General features: G+C 69.8%; 13 protein-coding genes. 6 read left to right on the top strand and 7 right to left on the bottom strand.

Features of this window, described 5'->3' with window-relative positions; translation table 11 throughout:
• Window positions 1–14 precede the first annotated feature (14 nt).
• A complete protein-coding gene (locus ACYVF3_RS30405; protein WP_461157717.1) occupies window positions 15–1,559 on the top strand; it encodes an acetolactate synthase large subunit in 1,545 nt (514 codons plus the stop codon).
• Between the two features lie 66 nt (window positions 1,560–1,625).
• Here ACYVF3_RS30405 and ACYVF3_RS30400 read toward each other — a convergent pair whose 3' ends face one another.
• A complete protein-coding gene (locus ACYVF3_RS30400) occupies window positions 1,626–2,687 on the bottom strand; it encodes a 2-oxoacid:ferredoxin oxidoreductase subunit beta (RefSeq protein ID WP_461157716.1) in 1,062 nt (353 codons plus the stop codon).
• A complete protein-coding gene (locus ACYVF3_RS30395) occupies window positions 2,684–4,564 on the bottom strand; it encodes a 2-oxoacid:acceptor oxidoreductase subunit alpha (RefSeq protein WP_461157715.1) in 1,881 nt (626 codons plus the stop codon). The genes ACYVF3_RS30400 and ACYVF3_RS30395 overlap by 4 nt, the downstream gene beginning before the upstream one ends.
• A gap of 353 nt (window positions 4,565–4,917) precedes the next feature.
• On the opposite strand from ACYVF3_RS30395, the gene ACYVF3_RS30390 reads away from it, so the two are divergent.
• Window positions 4,918–5,850 carry an alpha/beta hydrolase gene (locus ACYVF3_RS30390; protein ID WP_461157714.1) on the top strand — a complete coding sequence of 311 codons (933 nt, stop codon included), beginning with the start codon at window positions 4,918–4,920 and terminating at the stop codon, window positions 5,848–5,850.
• Between the two features lie 58 nt (window positions 5,851–5,908).
• The gene (locus ACYVF3_RS30385) at window positions 5,909–7,267 is read left to right on the top strand and encodes a dihydrolipoyl dehydrogenase family protein (RefSeq protein ID WP_461157713.1); all 1,359 of its coding nucleotides are present in this window, start codon (window positions 5,909–5,911) and stop codon (window positions 7,265–7,267) included.
• On the opposite strand, the gene ACYVF3_RS30380 is transcribed toward ACYVF3_RS30385, so the two are convergent.
• On the bottom strand, window positions 7,264–8,496 hold the full coding sequence (locus ACYVF3_RS30380) for a sensor domain-containing diguanylate cyclase (protein WP_461157712.1): 1,233 nt from the start codon (window positions 8,494–8,496) through the stop codon (window positions 7,264–7,266). The genes ACYVF3_RS30385 and ACYVF3_RS30380 overlap by 4 nt on opposite strands.
• Window positions 8,497–8,631: 135 nt before the next feature.
• On the opposite strand from ACYVF3_RS30380, the gene ACYVF3_RS30375 reads away from it, so the two are divergent.
• On the top strand, window positions 8,632–9,270 hold the full coding sequence (locus ACYVF3_RS30375) for a GntR family transcriptional regulator (RefSeq protein WP_461157711.1): 639 nt from the start codon (window positions 8,632–8,634) through the stop codon (window positions 9,268–9,270).
• Window positions 9,271–9,312: 42 nt separating this feature from the next.
• Here ACYVF3_RS30375 and ACYVF3_RS30370 read toward each other — a convergent pair whose 3' ends face one another.
• Both ACYVF3_RS30370 and ACYVF3_RS30365 read right to left on the bottom strand, forming a co-directional pair.
• A complete protein-coding gene (locus ACYVF3_RS30370) occupies window positions 9,313–10,023 on the bottom strand; it encodes a TetR/AcrR family transcriptional regulator (RefSeq protein ID WP_461157710.1) in 711 nt (236 codons plus the stop codon).
• 236 nt (window positions 10,024–10,259) lie between these two features.
• Window positions 10,260–12,014: an acyclic terpene utilization AtuA family protein gene (locus ACYVF3_RS30365; RefSeq protein ID WP_461157709.1), complete on the bottom strand. Its 1,755-nt coding sequence runs from the start codon at window positions 12,012–12,014 to the stop codon at window positions 10,260–10,262.
• Between the two features lie 189 nt (window positions 12,015–12,203).
• Between ACYVF3_RS30365 and ACYVF3_RS30360 the strand changes: the two genes are divergently transcribed.
• The gene (locus ACYVF3_RS30360) at window positions 12,204–13,004 is read left to right on the top strand and encodes a crotonase/enoyl-CoA hydratase family protein (protein ID WP_461157708.1); all 801 of its coding nucleotides are present in this window, start codon (window positions 12,204–12,206) and stop codon (window positions 13,002–13,004) included.
• Between the two features lie 57 nt (window positions 13,005–13,061).
• Here ACYVF3_RS30360 and ACYVF3_RS30355 read toward each other — a convergent pair whose 3' ends face one another.
• Entirely contained in the window at window positions 13,062–13,946 is an 885-nt protein-coding gene (locus ACYVF3_RS30355; protein WP_461157707.1) for a LysR family transcriptional regulator ArgP, read from the bottom strand.
• 65 nt (window positions 13,947–14,011) lie between these two features.
• On the opposite strand from ACYVF3_RS30355, the gene ACYVF3_RS30350 reads away from it, so the two are divergent.
• A complete protein-coding gene (locus ACYVF3_RS30350) occupies window positions 14,012–14,626 on the top strand; it encodes a LysE/ArgO family amino acid transporter (RefSeq protein ID WP_461157706.1) in 615 nt (204 codons plus the stop codon).
• Window positions 14,627–15,034: 408 nt separating this feature from the next.
• Here ACYVF3_RS30350 and ACYVF3_RS30345 read toward each other — a convergent pair whose 3' ends face one another.
• The gene (locus ACYVF3_RS30345) at window positions 15,035–15,922 is read right to left on the bottom strand and encodes a crotonase/enoyl-CoA hydratase family protein (protein ID WP_461157705.1); all 888 of its coding nucleotides are present in this window, start codon (window positions 15,920–15,922) and stop codon (window positions 15,035–15,037) included.
• Between the last annotated feature and the right edge of the window lie 68 nt (window positions 15,923–15,990).

The raw sequence follows: 15,990 nt of genomic DNA, 5'->3' as shown, positions 1-15,990 counted from the left end.
CCGTAGGAGTGCTCGTGAAGGGTTCCGAAGGTCTGCTGGCCACCGCCGCTGCCGCCGGTGTCGACATCTGCTTCGCCAATCCCGGCACCACCGAGATCCCGCTGGTCGAGGCCTTCGACCAGGTCGACGGGGTGCGGGCGGTGCTGGGACTGTCCGAGGGCGTGGTGACCGGTGCGGCCGATGGCTACGGCCGGATGACGGGAACGCCCGCGCTGACGCTGCTGCACCTGGGGCCGGGCTTCGCCAACGGCATCGCGAACCTGCACAACGCCCGCCGGGCCCGCACCCCGATCATCAACCTGGTCGGTGAGCACGCGTCCTGGCACCAGGCCGCCGACGCGCCGCTGAGCAGCGACATCGAGTCGCTGGCTCGTCCGGTGTCGGGCTGGGTGGGCCGCACGACCTCGCCGTCGTCCGCCCCGGAGGAGTTCGCCGAAGCCTACGTCGCGGCGCTGCGCGATCGGCTGCCCGCGACCCTGATCGCCGCCGCGGATCACATGTGGGGCCAGGGCGCCATGCCGGCGTCCACGCCCGCCCGGCCCGAACGACCGCAGGTCGACGAGCAGCGGATCGCCGAGGTCGCCAAGGTGCTCTCGGCCGGCCGCCGACCCGTGCTGCTGCTGGGCGGGGACGCGCTGGAGAGCGCCGAGAGCATCCGCACCTCCGTCCGGATCGCGACCGCGGCGGGCGGTGACGTCCTGGCCGAGCGCGGCAGCGCGCGCGTGGAACGCGGTCCGGACATCCCGCCGCTGCAGACGCTCCCGTACTTCCCGGAGGCCGTGACCTCGGCGCTCGAGGGCTACTCGGACCTGATCCTCATCGGCGCCCGCACTCCGGTGTCGTTCTTCGGCTACCGGGGCCAGTTGAGCCACCCGCTCCCGGACGACCTGACGGTGCACGAGCTGGCGGACGCCGACGCCGACTCGCTGACCTGCCTGACCGCGCTCGCCGAGGCGACCGGCAGCGCCGCGGACAAGCTCCCGCGCGCCGAGCGCCCGAAGGTCACCGCGCCGACGGGCGCGCTCGACGCCCGCGCCATCGCCGCGGCGATCGTGCTCACCCAGCCCGAGCACGCCATCATCGTCAACGAGGGCGTCTCGTCCTCGGCCGCCTACCCCGCGATCGCCGACGCCGCGCCCGCGCACTGCGAGCTCGCGCTGACCGGCGGCGCCATCGGCATGGGCATGCCCGTCTCCACCGGAGCCGCGATCGCCTGCCCGGATCGTGCGGTGATCAACCTCCAGGCCGACGGCAGCGCCGCCTACACCGCGCAGGCGCTGTGGACCCAGGCCCGCGAATCCCTCGACGTCACGACGGTGATCTGCTCCAACTCCCGCTACCGCATCCTCGACGAGGAGCTGCGCCGTGCGGGCATCGACGATCCGGGGGCCGCCGCGGCGTCGATGACCAGCCTCGGCGACCCGGCCCTGGACTGGCAGGCCATCGCACGCGGATTCGGCGTCGAAGCGCTCCGCGCCACCACGGGCGAGGAGCTCCTGGCCGCTCTCCGCCACGCCCGAGCGCAGCCGGGCCCGCACCTCGTCGAAGCGGTCCTGTAGATAAGCGCGAAGAGCCCCACCCCGCTGGTGTGCGGGGTGGGGCTCTTCGGAGTTGCGCGGACCCGGTCAGATGGTCCAGGTGTCGTTGCCGGTCAAGAGCTTCTGCAGCCCGGCGGGCTTGGCCTGCTCGGCCTGGGCGACCTGCTCGCGGGCGAGGTCGTCGTAGGTCGGGCGGACGGTGTTGCGGAAGACGCCGGTGATCGCCGGGCTGAGGTCCTGCCCGCCCAGCCGCGACAGCGCGAACGCCAGCGACGGGTCCTCCCGCTCCGCGTCGTGCACCACGACGTCCGAGGAGTCCACTTCGGACAGCTTGGCCACGCGCAGGCCCTCGGGGCCCTGCACCACGCCGTACCGCTCGTCCTCCGGCCCGAACACGATCGGTTCGCCGTGCTTGAGCGACACGATCCGGCGTTCCTTCTCCTCGTTGTCCTTGAGGACGTCGAAGGCGCCGTCGTTGAAGATCGGGCAGTTCTGGTAGATCTCGACCAGCGCGCTGCCCCGGTGCTCGGCGGCGGCTTTGAGCGTCTCGGTGACGCTCGCGCGGTCGGAGTCGATCACGCGGGCCACGAACGACGCTTCCGCGCCCAGTGCCAGCGACACAGGGTTGAACGGGTGGTCCAGCGAACCGGCCGGGGTGGACTTGGTGACCTTGCCGACCTCGCTGGTCGGCGAGTACTGGCCCTTGGTGAGCCCGTAGATCCTGTTGTTGAACAGCAGGATCTTCAGGTTCACGTTGCGGCGCAGCGCGTGGATGAGGTGGTTGCCGCCGATCGACAGCGCGTCGCCGTCACCGGTGACCACCCACACCGACAGGTCGGGCCGCGAGGTCGCCAGACCGGTCGCGATGGCCGGGGCGCGCCCGTGGATGGAGTGCATCCCGTAGGTGTTCATGTAGTACGGGAACCGGCTGGAGCAGCCGATGCCCGAGACGAACACGATGTTCTCGCGCTTGAGCCCCAGCGAGGGCAGGAAGCTCTGCACCGCGTTGAGCACGACGTAGTCGCCGCACCCCGGGCACCAGCGGACCTCCTGATCGGACTTGAAGTCCTTGGCCTTCTGCGGCGCATCGGCGGCCGGCACCCCGGCCAGCCCCCCGAGCGACGGCATTCCCAGCTCGGTGGCGGTCACACGGACACCCCCTGCACGACATCGATGAGCACGTTCTGGAGTTCTTCGGCTTGGAAGGGCAGGCCGGCGACCTTGGTGTAGGACTGCACGTCGACCAGGTACCGGGCGCGCAGCAGCATCGCCAGCTGGCCGAGGTTCATCTCCGGCACGATCACCTTGTCGTAGCCGCGCAGCACCTCACCGAGGTTCGCGGGCATCGGGTTGAGATACCGCAGGTGCGCGCTGGCGATGTTCTGGCCCTGCGCCCGCACCCGGCGGCACGCCGCACCGATCGGACCGAACGACGAACCCCAGCCCAGCACCAGCACCCGCGCCTCACCCGACGGGTCGTCCACGGTGAGGTCCGGAACCGTCACACCCTCGATCTTGCTCTGCCGCACCCGCGTCATGTGATCGTGGTTGTCCGGGTCGTAGGAGATGTTGCCCTTGCCGTCGGCCTTCTCCAGACCACCGACCCGGTGCTCCAGACCCGGGGTGCCCGGCACCGCCCAGTCACGCGCCAAGGTCTCCTCGTCGCGCACGTACGGCCAGAACTCACCCGAACCATCGGTGGCATTCGGCTCGGTCGCGAACCGCACCCGCAGATCAGGCAACGACTCCACGTCCGGGATCAACCACGGCTCGGAACCGTTGGCGATCGCCCCGTCCGACAGCAGCAGCACCGGAGTCCGGTACGCCAACGCGATCCGCACCGCATCCAGGGCGATCTCGAAGCAATCCGCGGGCGAGCACGGCGCCAGCACCGGCACCGGCGACTCACCGTTGCGCCCGTACAACGCCTGCAGCAGGTCCGCCTGCTCGGTCTTGGTCGGCAACCCCGTCGACGGGCCACCGCGCTGGATGTCGCACACCAGCAGCGGCAACTCCAACGCCACCGCCAGACCGATCGTCTCCGACTTCAACGCCAACCCAGGACCCGACGTCGTGGTCACACCCAGCGAACCACCGAACGACGCGCCCAGAGCCGCACCCACACCGGCGATCTCGTCCTCGGCCTGGAACGTCGTCACACCGAAGTTCTTGTGCTTGGCCAACTCGTGCAACACATCCGAGGCAGGCGTGATCGGATACGTGCCCAAGAACACCGGCAACTCGCTGCGCTGGCCGGCCGCCACGATCCCGTACGCCAGAGCCGCGTTGCCCGTGATCTGCCGGTAGGTGCCCTCCGGCAACTTCGCCGGCGCGACCTCGTAGGTCACCGCGAACGACTCCGTCGTCTCGCCGTAGTTCCAACCCGCCCGGAACGCCAGCACGTTCGCCTCGGCGATCTCCGGCTTCTTCGCGAACTTCTCCCGCAAGAACCGCTCGGTGCCCTCGGTCGGCCGGTGATACATCCACGACAACAACCCCAGCGCGAACATGTTCTTGCACCGCTCGGCGTCCTTCTTGCCCAGCCCGGTCTCCTCCAGCGCACCCTGCGTCAGAGTGCCCATCGCGACCTCGTGCACGGCGAAGCGCTCGAGCAGCTCCTCGGCATCCAGCGGATTGCCCTCGTACCCGACCTTCGTCAGGTTCCGCTTCGTGAACTCATCAGTGTTCACGATCAGGATCCCACCATGCGGGAGATCCCCGAGGTTCGACTTCAACGCCGCCGGATTCATCGCCACCAACACATCCGGCCGATCACCCGGCGTCAGGATGTCGTAATCGGCGAAGTGGAGCTGGAAGCTCGACACACCCGGAAGCGTCCCCGCAGGAGCCCGGATCTCAGCCGGAAAGTTCGGCAACGTCGCCAGATCGTTCCCGAAGGCCGCAGCCTCCGACGTGAACCGATCACCCGTCAGCTGCATACCGTCACCGGAGTCACCGGCGAAGCGAATCACGACCCGATTCAGCTTTCGGGTCCCGTTCGTCCGGTGTCCGTTCGTCGCGCCCAATTGATCCGTTCCCCTTCAATTGCAGGCAACGTTCGTCCTGTGGCGAACGATACAGGTAATGGCGTGTTCGCGATCACGCAGTCGATCTTGGCGACCACCGTGTGCGAACCTCTGCGCGGAACGATCCAGTTCTGGATTCCCGCGCAGGCAGGAGGACCTGTATCGATGGTGCAACCGGGAGGTGAACGGACGCTACGGGCCGCTCACCGGCAAATTTGTGATCTGCCACACCATCGAGCTCTCACCATGCGGGAGAACGATCGCTCAACTGGCCGATGCCCGCCCGGGGACAGGTCGGATTACATCTCAGGCCGGACTACAAGTCCGGTCGAGCCCGACCGTGGAGGAACACCATGCCGCTGCATCCGGAAGCCGAGCCCTTCGTCGCGCAGACCAAGGAGACCTTCCCCGACCTCGGCGGTGAGATCACCGATGCCGCGACAGCGCGGCGGCTCTCCTCGGCGCGGAGCGACGACCGCCCGCGCCCGCAGGTCGAGCGCGTCGAAGACCGGCAGATCCCGGGCTCCTACGGCGTGCAGGTCCCCGTCCGCATCTACTGGCCCAGCAACCGCACCGGGTTGCCGGTGCTGGTCTACTTCCACGGCGGCGGCTGGGTCCTCGGTGACCTCGACTCCCACGACGGCATGGCACGAACGCTGGCCAACGCGGTCGGCGCGATCGTGATCTCGGTGGACTACCGGCTCGCGCCGGAACACCGCTACCCCGCCGCTGTCGAGGACGCGTACTCCGCGGTGGTCTGGGCCGCCGCCCACGCCGGGGAACTCGGCGGAGATACCGCGCGGCTGGCGGTGGCAGGCGACAGCGCGGGCGGCAACCTCGCGGCGGTGACCTGCCTGCAGGCGCAGGAGCGCGGCACGCCCGACATCGCCTTCCAACTGCTGCTCTACCCGGTCACCGATCACGACTTCACCACGCGGTCCTACCTCGAGGCCGGACCGGACTGCCTGCTGACCAAGCAGCACATGATGTGGTTCTGGGACGAGTACGCGCCCGACCTGGAGGTGCGGGACCACCCGCACGCCTCCCCGCTGCGCGCCGACGACCTCACCGGTCTCCCGCCGGCGCATGTGCTCACCGTCGGGATGGACCCGCTGTGCAGCGAGGGGCGGGACTACGCGGCACGGCTCAAGCAGGCGGGGGTGCCGACCTCCACCCAGCACCTCCCGGGCCTGTTCCACGGCTTCGCCCCCGAGGCCGAGCGGATCCCGGTCGCCGCCGAGGCGATGCGCGAGGCGCACGCGGTGCTGCGCACGGCGCTCGGCTAGCGCTCCCCCGCGACAGGTGGTGCGCTGAGGGCCTACTGGGAGAACGGGGGTGGGCCGAGTGACCGACGAGGTCGATGCCGTGGTGATCGGCATGGGGCCGGGTGGCGAGGACGTCGCCGCGCGGCTGGCGAAGGCGGGGCTGTCCGTGGTCGGCGTCGAGTCGCGGCTGGTCGGCGGCGAATGCCCCTACTACGCGTGCATCCCCACCAAGATCATGCTGCGCGCGGCCGAGTCGTTGGCCGAGGCCCGCAGGGTTCCCAAGCTCGCCGGGTCGGCCACCGTCCGGGCGGACTGGTCCCCGGTGGCCGCCCGCATCCGCGACGAAGCCACGACCGGTTGGAACGACGAGGCCGCGGTCCGGCGCTTCGAGGGCACCGGCGGCCGGCTGGTGCGCGGCGTCGGGCGCATCACCGCACCCGGCGAGGTGACCGTGGGCGAGCACGTCCTGCGCGCCCGGCGCGCCATCGTGCTCAACCCGGGAACCGAACCGGCCATCCCACCGATCGAGGGTCTGGCCGGCACCCCGTACTGGACCAACCGCGATGCCGTGGCCGTCGAGCAGGTGCCGGAATCGCTCGTCGTGCTGGGCGGCGGGCCGGTCGGGCTGGAGTTCGCGCAGGTCTTCGCCCGGTTCGGCAGTGAGGTCACCGTGGTGGAGGCGCAGTCGCAGCTGCTGCCGATGAGCGAGCCGGAGGCTTCGGAGGTCATCACCGAGCGGCTGCGCGCCGAAGGCGTGCGGATCCTGGTCGGCAGCGCTGTCCGGCAGGTGTCGCACAGCGGTCGCTTCCAGGTCTCCACCGACGACGAGCAGCTCGAGGCCGAGCGACTGCTGGTCGCCACCGGCAGGCGCACCGACCTGCGCTCGCTGGGCGTGGCCGCGGTCGGCCTCGACGACCAGGCGCGCACGATCGCCGTCGACGAGCGGATGCGCGCGACCGGCGGCGTGTGGGCCATCGGTGACGTGACGGGCGTGGGCGCGTTCACCCACACCTCGGTGTACCAGTCGCGGATTGCCGCGGCCGACATCCTGGGCGCAGCCGGGGCACCGGCCGACTACCGGGCGATGCCCTCGGTGACGTTCACCGATCCGGAGGTGGCCGCGGTCGGCCTGACCGAGGCGCGGGCCATCTCCGAGCACGACCGGATCCGCACGGCGATCGCCAAGCTCCCCGAGACACCCCGGGGCTTCATCCACAAGGTCGGCAACGAGGGCCTGGTGAAGCTGGTCGCCGACACCGAGCGCGGCGTGCTGATCGGCGCCACGGCCGTCGGCCCCTCGGGCGGCGAGATGATCGGCGCGCTCGCCGTGGCGGTGCACGCGGAGGTCCCGATCGCACGGCTCAGCGAGATGATCTTCGCCTACCCGACGTTCCACCGCGCGATCCAGCCGGCGCTCGACGAGCTCGCCACTCCCTAGCCGCGGGCCGAGCCCCGACGGCGCTTGCGCTCGTACATGTCCTGGTCGGCGGCGTGGACCAACTCGTCCCGGCCGGCCTCGGGGTCGGTGGTGATGACCAGGCCGACGCTGGTGCGCAGCTGCAACGCGGTGCCGGAAACGACGACATCGGCGTTGAGGCGCTGTTCGATGCGGTCTCTGAGCTCGGCACCTTCGGCCGCGTTCTCGACGAGGCTCACCACCACGAACTCGTCCCCGCCGAGCCTGGCCACCGCGTCACCGCCGCGCACCGCCGCTTGCAGTTCGCCGGCCGCGGCGATGATCATCTTGTCGCCGAACACGTGCCCGTACTCGTCGTTGAGGGGCTTGAGCTCGTCGAGATCGGCCACCACCACGGCGAGCAACCCGTCGCCGCGCGCGATCCGCTTGAGCGCCAGGTCCATCAGGTCGGCCAGCAAAGTGCGGTTGGCGAGCCCGGTCAGCGGGTCGTGCAAAGCCAGTTGCGCCAGTCGCGCATCCGCCGACCGCCGCTCCCCGATGTCCTCGTACTGGCTCACCACGAACGCGGGGAGCCCGTTGGCTCCCGGGACGGCGGTCGCGCGGATCAGCATCCAGATGGCCTGACCGTCCTTGCGCCGGTAGCGCTTCTCGACGTTGACGCTCTCCACGACGCCCTGCACCAGTTCGTCCAAGGCCGCTCGTCCCCTGTCGTCATCGTCCTCGTAGGTCACCTCGGTGAAGGACATGCCGATCAGCTCCTCGGGCGAGTACCCGAGCATGTCGCAGAGCGTGTCGTTGACCCCCGTCCAATGCCCTTTGAGGTCCAGCAGCGCCATGCCGATCGGAGCGTTGGCGAAGCTGCGCTGCCACAGCAGTTCCGCCTCGCGGCGACGAGTGATGTCCTGGCACTGCGACAGGTAGTGGACGGGCTCACCGTCGGCGTCCCGGATGAGCGAACGCGACACCAGCGCCCAGATCACGGTCCCGTCGGAGCGGATGTAGCGCTTCTCCAGCACCTCGTCGGACTCGGCCGGGCCCTCCTCGTCGATGTCGTCGCGGTGCGTGACGCTGCGGTAGTCATGACCCACGAGGTCGTCCGGGCCGTACCCCAGCATGCGGCAGAACGCCTCGTTGACGTGCAGGTATGTGCCCTGCACATCGATGATCGCCATGGCCGCCGCACCCTGTTCGAAGAGCGGCCGCCATTGGATCGACTCGGCGTCGCCGCCCGGCTGCGAAGAGGTGGCCATACGAAACGCACGATAACCGCACCGCACGGGGCACGCATAGACGACGCATCTCCGCGTAAGCCCGTGAACACGGTGCGTTACTATCCCGTGACCGGCCCAGTCGAGCGCGGAGCGTGTGCAATGGCGGGAACTTCGGTGGGACGCGCAGTCGATCAGATCCGGCGGATGTTGCGCAGCCAGGAACTGCTCCCTGGCCAACCGCTGCGGCAGGAAGCACTGGCCGAACGGCTCGGAGTCAGCCGCGTCCCGGTCCGGGAGGCCCTGAAGTCGCTGGAGGCCGAGGGCGTCGTGCGCCACCGGGCGAACGTGGGCTACGCGGTGACCCGGCTCTCCGCCGACGAGCTGCAGCAGTCGCACCTGATGCGGGCAGCGCTCGAATCGACGGTGCTGCGCCGCGTTCCGCAGCTCGGGGACGCGCAGCTGGTCACCCTCACCGAGCTCAACCGCAGCCTCGAGACCGCTGCCGAAGCCGCCGACGTGCTCCGCATGACCGAGCTCGACCACGACTTCCACTTCGTGATCTTCCGGGCTTCCCGGCTCGACCTGATCGTCGACGAGATCGAGCGGATCTGGACGATGACCGAGCCGTATCGCTCTGCCCACCTCTACGACCAGGAGACGAGGCGAAGACTCGTGCGCGAGCAGCGGATGCTGATCGACGCCTTGCGCAAGGGCGAGACCGCCACCGCGATCTCGATCATGGATTCGCATCGCAGCCGACCGGCCTCTCCGATTGCCGTCACGTTCGGCCCCGCGCTCCCCTCACCCCGCTGAGCCGTCCGCCCCGGCCGATCAACACCGCAGCGGCGGAGCGGGCTAGGCGGACTCGATGCGGGCCGCGATGCCGTCGAGCACGCGGCGCAGGCCGTATTCGAAGGGAACGTCGGCCTCGCCGGATCCTCCGGCGGCGGCCGCCGCCATGACCTCGACGATGTTCGGGAACCTCGCCTCCTGCCCGAGGTCGGCGAGCAGCTTCCAACTGACCATCTTGGGCTCGTCCGGCTCTCGCTCCGGCAAGAACGGTGCGCTTCCACGGACGAATCCGTTGATCAGCAGCACGGCGTTGAGCTTCTCGACCGGCTCCAGCCCGGTGCCGTGCAGGGCGGCCAGCCCGACTTCGAGGTAGCCGACCTCGTTCGGCCCCATCACGCGCGGCCGGGTCACGAGCGCCAACGTCCACGGATGCCGTTCGAAGACCATGACGTTGGCACGCGCCCAGATCTCCATCGCCGCGCGCCACCCCGTTCGCTCGCCGATCTCCGGCGGGGCGCCGATGGCCGCGTCGACCATCAAGCTGGTCAGGTCTTCCTTGCTCGGCACGTAGCGGTAGAGCGACATGGTGCCCACCCCGAGCTCGGAGGCCAGCCGCTGCATCGACAGCGCTTCCATGCCGTCGGAATCCGCGAGCCGCACCGCCTCGTCGACGATCTGCTCCAGGCTCAGCGTGGGTTTCGGTCCGCGGGGTGGGCGAGGGCGCTCTCCCCAGAGCAGCTCAACACCCCTGGGCTGGACGTTCCGACCGGCCATCGCTGTCCGTCCTCGAGCTCGACGTCGGCACCTTCGTCGCGCGTAGAGGTTACGCCGAACGGGCTAGTGATCCAACGTTGCGCGCGGGACTTCCGAAGCTTCGCGAGTCCGGTTCGGCGGCATCACCCCCAGCCGATGCCGCCGAACCGCCCCGACCCCGTCGCTTCGCAATCCCCATTGCGTGCGGTATACGCATATTACCGCACGGGCCGAACGGGACGAAATCACGATCACGGTCAGTCCAGGAGGTGCTGCGGGACCTCGACGTGCCGCGCGCGCAGGAACTCGCCCACCGCCTTGCCGATCGGATCGACGCGCAGGTTGCTGGAACCCCCTGTGCCCAGCAGACCTCGCAGCACGAAGTGCACCGCGCGCAGGTTCGGGAACTCGTGCCGCACGATCTCCAGGTCCTTCGCCTCCGGCATCAGCCGACGCAGCTCGTCGGTGGTGAGCAGGTCCCGCAACCAGGGCCACGCATCGGGATCCGACACCCACAGACCCACGTTGCTGTTGCCGCCCTTGTCGCCCGCTCGGGCGTGGGCCAACCGCCCCAGCGGGACGCGCCGGGTAGCACCGGGTTCGAACCCGGCCGGTTCGGGATGCTCCGGCTGCACCGGCTTTTCGGTGAGCGCGGGACCCCCGACGTCGATCCGGGAACCGTCCTCCAGCACCACGACGTGGTCGACGGTGCTCAGGGCCAGCAGAGCGGGCCAGTAGTCGACGCGCGTGCTGGGCGTCGGAGCCTGTCGCGCGGCGGTGTCGGTGAAGAACCCCGGGATGCTCGACAGGTACAGCTCGCCGATCCCGGTGACCAGGCGCTGCAGCGGTTCTCGCTCGGCAGCGGTGGCCATGATCCGCACCTGCACGGTGGATTCCCACTGCCGCTGCGGGTCCGCGGCCGGCGTGCCGAGCGCGGACACGTCGAGCTCGGCTTCGGGGTCCGCGAGCAGCGCCGCGGCCTGCTCCCGGATCAGGTCGACCTTGGCGTCGATGTCGAGCCCGGTGGCGTAGAGCGTGGTGACGATCTGGTAGCCGATGGGCGCGAACAGCGCGACCTTGGTGGTGGGCGGAGGCGCCGATCCTGTGGTGCCCGACAGCTCCACCCGGTCCGGCTCGACCTGGCGCAGCCGCACGTCGTCCAGGTGCGCGGTGACGTCCGGGTTGAGGTAGCGAGGCCCCTGGATCTCGTAGACCAGCTGGGCCGTCACGGTGTCCACTGTGACCGCTCCACCGTCGCCGGAGTGCTTGGTGATGACGGTCGTGCCGTCCGCGCCGATCTCGGCGATCGGGAAGCCGGGCGCCACCATGCCCGGGATCTCCGCGAAACCCGAGAAGTTGCCACCGGTGGCGTGCGGTCCGCACTCGATGATGTGCCCGGCGACCACGGCTGCCGCGAGCTGGTCGAAATCGGTCCGCTGCCAGTCGTGCCACCAGGCGGCCGGTCCCACCGTCAGCGAGGCGTCGGTGACCCTGCCGCACACCACGATGTCGGCACCGGCCCGCAATGCCGTGGCGATGCCCCACCCCCCGAGGTAGGCGTTGGCCGCGACCGGTCGCCCCCGCCAGCTCGACAGCGGTTCACCGGTGTCCATGCTCGCCAGGTCGTGCCCCGCGGCCTGCAGCTCGTCCAGCCTCGCGAGCACGTTGTCGCCCTCGACGTGCGCGACCGTCAGGTCCGCTCCCGCTTCGGCGACGAGCTGCCGCGTGGCTTCGGCCAGCCCCGACGGGTTGAAACCGCCCGCGTTGACGACCACCCGCGTCCTTCGTTCGGCGAGAGTCGCCAGGTGCGGGCGCAGCTGCTCCAAGAAGTACTCGACGTATCCCCTCGACGGATCGTTGCGGTACCGCGCGGAGAGCATGGCGAGGGTGAACTCGGCCAGGTAGTCACCGATGAGGACGTCGACCGGGTCCCCGGCGATCGCTTCGTCGAGCGCGCTTCGCCGGTCCCCCAAATAGCCCGAGAAGCCCGCGATCCGAATCGGCCCAGCCATTGATCCACCTCGTCCGGGTTGGCGAAATCCTCGGTGACGCTAGGCACAGTGAGGCGACGAGCACAAGCGCGCGACCGGTGCCTGATCTTGACTGCCCACGTCAGCGGCCCTTAACGTTCGCTAAGTCACTTCGCGCGTGGTTTCGTCCGACCGCGCGCGGTTTTTCGTCGCCTTGCCTGGAGGAATCCCGTGTCGAGCACCGAGCGGATCAGCTGCACCGTCACCGACGGAGTCGCCGACGTGCGGTTGAACCGCCCAGACAAGCTCAACGCCCTCGACCCGGCGATGTTCACCGAGCTGGTCGCCACCGGTGAGCGGCTGCGCGAGGACACCAGCGTGCGCGCGGTCGTGCTCTCCGGCGAGGGGCGCGGGTTCTGCGCCGGGTTGGACTTCAGCGTCTTCGGCGAGATGGCCGGGGGCACTCGTCCGCCGCGCCTGGAGACCGACGGCCCGGCCAAGGCGCTCGGCCAGCAGGCGGCGCACGTCTGGACGCTCCTCCCGCAACCGGTCATCGCCGCCGTGCACGGCGTTTCCTTCGGCGGCGGCCTGCAGATCGCGCTGGGCGCCGACATCCGGTTGGTCGCGCCAGACGCCCGGCTGTCGGTGCTGGAGATCAAGTGGGGCATCAACCCGGACATGACCGGCACCCAGGTGCTGCCGGAGCTGGTGGGCCGCGACGTGGCCAAGGAGCTGACGTTCACCGGTCGCGTGGTCAGCGGCGAGGAGGCCGTCGCGCTGCGGCTGGCCACGCGCGTCGAGGCCGACCCGCACGCCGCGGCCCTGACCTTGGCGCGGGAGATCGCGGGCAAGAGCCCGCAGGCCATCCGCGAGTCCAAGCGGCTGCTGGACCTCGCCGGACGGGTCTCGCTCGAGGAGGGCTTCGAGGCCGAGCAGGTCGCGATCCACTCGCTGATCGCCACGCCGAACCAGCTGGAGGCGATCTCGGCGAACCTGGAGAAGCGCGACCCGAAGTTCGCCGACCCGGCATAGCCGCTGGTCGAGGATCGCTGGTCGTGGCGGCACCGCTCGCGGAGCCGCCATCCCGCGCTAGTCCAGCTCCGCCGCGGCACCGTCCCGCACAGCCTGCGCGACGGCGGCCAGCGCGGGTGAGTCCAGCTTCCACTGCTGCCAGTACAGCGGCACGTCCACGGCGCGGTCCGGCGCGATCTCGACCAGCGCTCCGGACCGCAGCAGCGGCGCGGCCTGCACCCTCGGCACCATCCCCCAGCCGAGCCCGACCACGATCGCTTCGACGAAGCCCTCGGACGAGGGCACGAAATGGCGTGGTCCGCCCGCTCCCCGCCCTCGGGTCACCTTGCGGGCGAAGGCGTCCTGCAGGTCGTCGTGGTTGTCGAAGATCAGCACCGGCATCTCGTCGAGCACCTGCGCGAGGGGTCGCTCCCCCCTCCGCGACGGCGCCACGCAAGCCACGTAGCGCATGTGCCCGAGCTCGCGCACCGAGCACCCCTGCACCGGGTCGGGCGTCGAGGTCACCGCCGCCATCACCCTGCCCTCCCGCAGCAACGCCGTGGTGTGGCCCTCATCGGCGCGATGCAGCTCGAAGCAGATCCGCGCCGCACCGTCGACCTGCGCCAGGGCGGGGACGAACCACGTGCTCAGCGAGTCGGCGTTGACCGCGATGGGCAAGGTGCTCGTGGCACCGCTACCGGACATGCCGAGCTCACCGGCCACGTCCTGCTCCAACCGCGCCAGCTGCCGCGCGAACCGCACCACCACCTGGCCGGACTCGGTGAGCTGCACCGGCTTGCTGCGGATCAGCAGAACCCGCCCGGTGCGCTGCTCGAGCGCCTTGATCCGCTGGCTGACCGCTGAGGGCGTCACGTGCAACGCCGCCGCGGCGGCGTCCAGGGTCCCCCCGTCGACCACCGCGAGAAGGGTCCGCACGTGGTCCACGGGCAGATCGATGTTCATGTCATCTAATGGTAGTTAAGAATCCTTAGCTGTACTGTTCTGGGCTCGATGCCTAGCGTCAGGGCATGGCCAACGCTCTGCTGCCGATGTCGGCTGGTTTCGCGACGTGCATGTCCCTGATCGTGTCCATCGGCGCGCAGAACGCCTTCGTGCTGCGCCAAGGGCTGCGTCGGCACGCCGTGCTGCTCGTGGTGGCGATCTGCATCGCCTCGGACGTCGCGCTCATCGCACTGGGAGTGGGCGGCTTCGGGACGTTGGTGACCAATTCCCCCGCACTGCTCACCGCGTGCACCGTGGCCGGCGGCTGCTTCCTGCTCTGCTACGGCTTCCTCGCCGCCCGCAGGGCGTTCCGCCCGGGCGTCGGCCTCGAAGCCGCCGACGGGGCCACCGGGTCGCGGCGTCGCGCCGCGCTGACGTGCCTGGCCATGACCTGGCTGAACCCCCAGACCTACCTGGAGACGATCCTGCTCATCGGCTCGGTCGCGGCCGGGTACGGCGCGATGCGGTGGGAGTTCGGCCTGGGCGCGCTCGCCGCCAGTTGCGTGTGGTTCCTCGCCCTGGGCTTCGGAGCGCGTTTGCTGACAGGGCTTTTCGCGCGCCCCGGAACGTGGCGCGTGTTGGACGGCGTGATCGCGGTGATGATGGTGTCACTCGGAGCGAGCCTGCTCGCAGGCGCATGACCAGTGGATTCATCGGGCGATGTCGCTTGATGGTGTTGACCTTCAGGGCTTTTCGAATCTGATCACCTGATCGTGTAGCCGTTATTCGCTCGCATTGTCGAGCCCGGAGCTGCACCATTGAAACATGCGTTCGACACGGTACATCTCGGTCCTGCTCCTCCACCACGCTGACAGTCCCTCTCCCGCAGCAGTCCTCGGTCTCACCATCGCGAAACCCTGTGCGGTATCCGCTTGTCACGGCAGCCGAAGTCGTCCAGGCAGGTACGGACGCCGCACGTGGTGGGCAGCACGAGAGCCGCCGCCCACCACGGCGTGATGCCAGAACACCCCGCGCACCCATGATCTTCAGATGGCCGGTGCTCCCGGCGACATGCTCCTTGACAACTCAAGAGTGAACGAGGCGGGAGTTCAGACCCCCTCCGGGCGAGCAGGCCACTCCGGCATGAAGTCGGGGTAGTCCTCGCTCACCCGGAGGGGGAACTCCGGAGCGCGCTTGGCCAGGAAGGAGCCGACCCCCTCGGCCGCATCGGCTCCGGCGCCCAGCACCTTGATGCCCCGGGAGTCCAGCCTGTGCGCCTCCCACGGCGACTCCGCCGAGAGCATGCCCCACATGAGCTGGCGGGCCACCGCCACCGACACGCCGGAGGTGTTCTCGGCGATCTCCCGGCAGATCGAGCGCGCCGTGGGGATCAGCTCGTCGTCGGCGACCACCCGCGACACCAAGCGACCGCGCAGGGCCTCCTCCGCGTCGAAGATGCGACCAGTAGCGGCCCACTCCATCGCCTGCGAGATGCCGACGACGCGCGGCAGGAACCAGGACGAAGCGGCCTCCGGGAGGATCCCGCGGCGGGTGAACACGAACCCGAACTTGGCCCGCTCGGACGCGATCCGGATGTCCATCGGCAAGGTCATCGTGACGCCCACGCCGACCGCCGCTCCGTTGAACGCGCCGATCACCGGCTTGCGCATTTCCGCCACGCGCAGCGCCACGGTCCCACCGCCGTCACGAGGCACCCCGTCGATCTCGCCGAGCTCGCGGTAGGCCTGCGCCCGCCCGTCGTTGACCTCGCCGTTGAAGGTGTCCTCACCTGCGGTGAGGTCGGCGCCCGCGCAGAACGCCCTGCCCGCACCGGTGACGATCACCGCGCGGACCGAGTCGTCGGCCTCCGCAGCGTCGAAGGCCGCGATGAGCTCACCACGCATCACGTGGGTGAACGCGTTGAGCTTCTCCGGCCGGTCCAACGTGATCGTGGCGATCCCCTCGGAGACCTCGTATCCGACCTCGGTGAAAGTCATCGCACCTTCCCTCTCTCGGGTTTGAAAACGGCCTTGCGCGGTGGAAAGCTCGGGCGTGCACGAGGAAT

The sequence above is a fragment of the Saccharopolyspora tripterygii genome, from assembly GCF_054778355.1.
This window is presented reverse-complemented; position numbering and strand designations above follow the sequence as displayed.

Coding starts and splice junctions, on each gene's coding strand:
- ACYVF3_RS30390 (WP_461157714.1), top strand. CDS start 4,918: ATGCCGCTGCATCCGGAAGCCGAGCCCTTCGTCGCGCAGACCAAGGAG.
- ACYVF3_RS30380 (WP_461157712.1), bottom strand. CDS start 8,496: ATGGCCACCTCTTCGCAGCCGGGCGGCGACGCCGAGTCGATCCAATGG.
- ACYVF3_RS30370 (WP_461157710.1), bottom strand. CDS start 10,023: ATGGCCGGTCGGAACGTCCAGCCCAGGGGTGTTGAGCTGCTCTGGGGA.
- ACYVF3_RS30365 (WP_461157709.1), bottom strand. CDS start 12,014: ATGGCTGGGCCGATTCGGATCGCGGGCTTCTCGGGCTATTTGGGGGAC.
- ACYVF3_RS30355 (WP_461157707.1), bottom strand. CDS start 13,946: ATGAACATCGATCTGCCCGTGGACCACGTGCGGACCCTTCTCGCGGTG.
- ACYVF3_RS30350 (WP_461157706.1), top strand. CDS start 14,012: ATGGCCAACGCTCTGCTGCCGATGTCGGCTGGTTTCGCGACGTGCATG.
- ACYVF3_RS30345 (WP_461157705.1), bottom strand. CDS start 15,922: ATGACTTTCACCGAGGTCGGATACGAGGTCTCCGAGGGGATCGCCACG.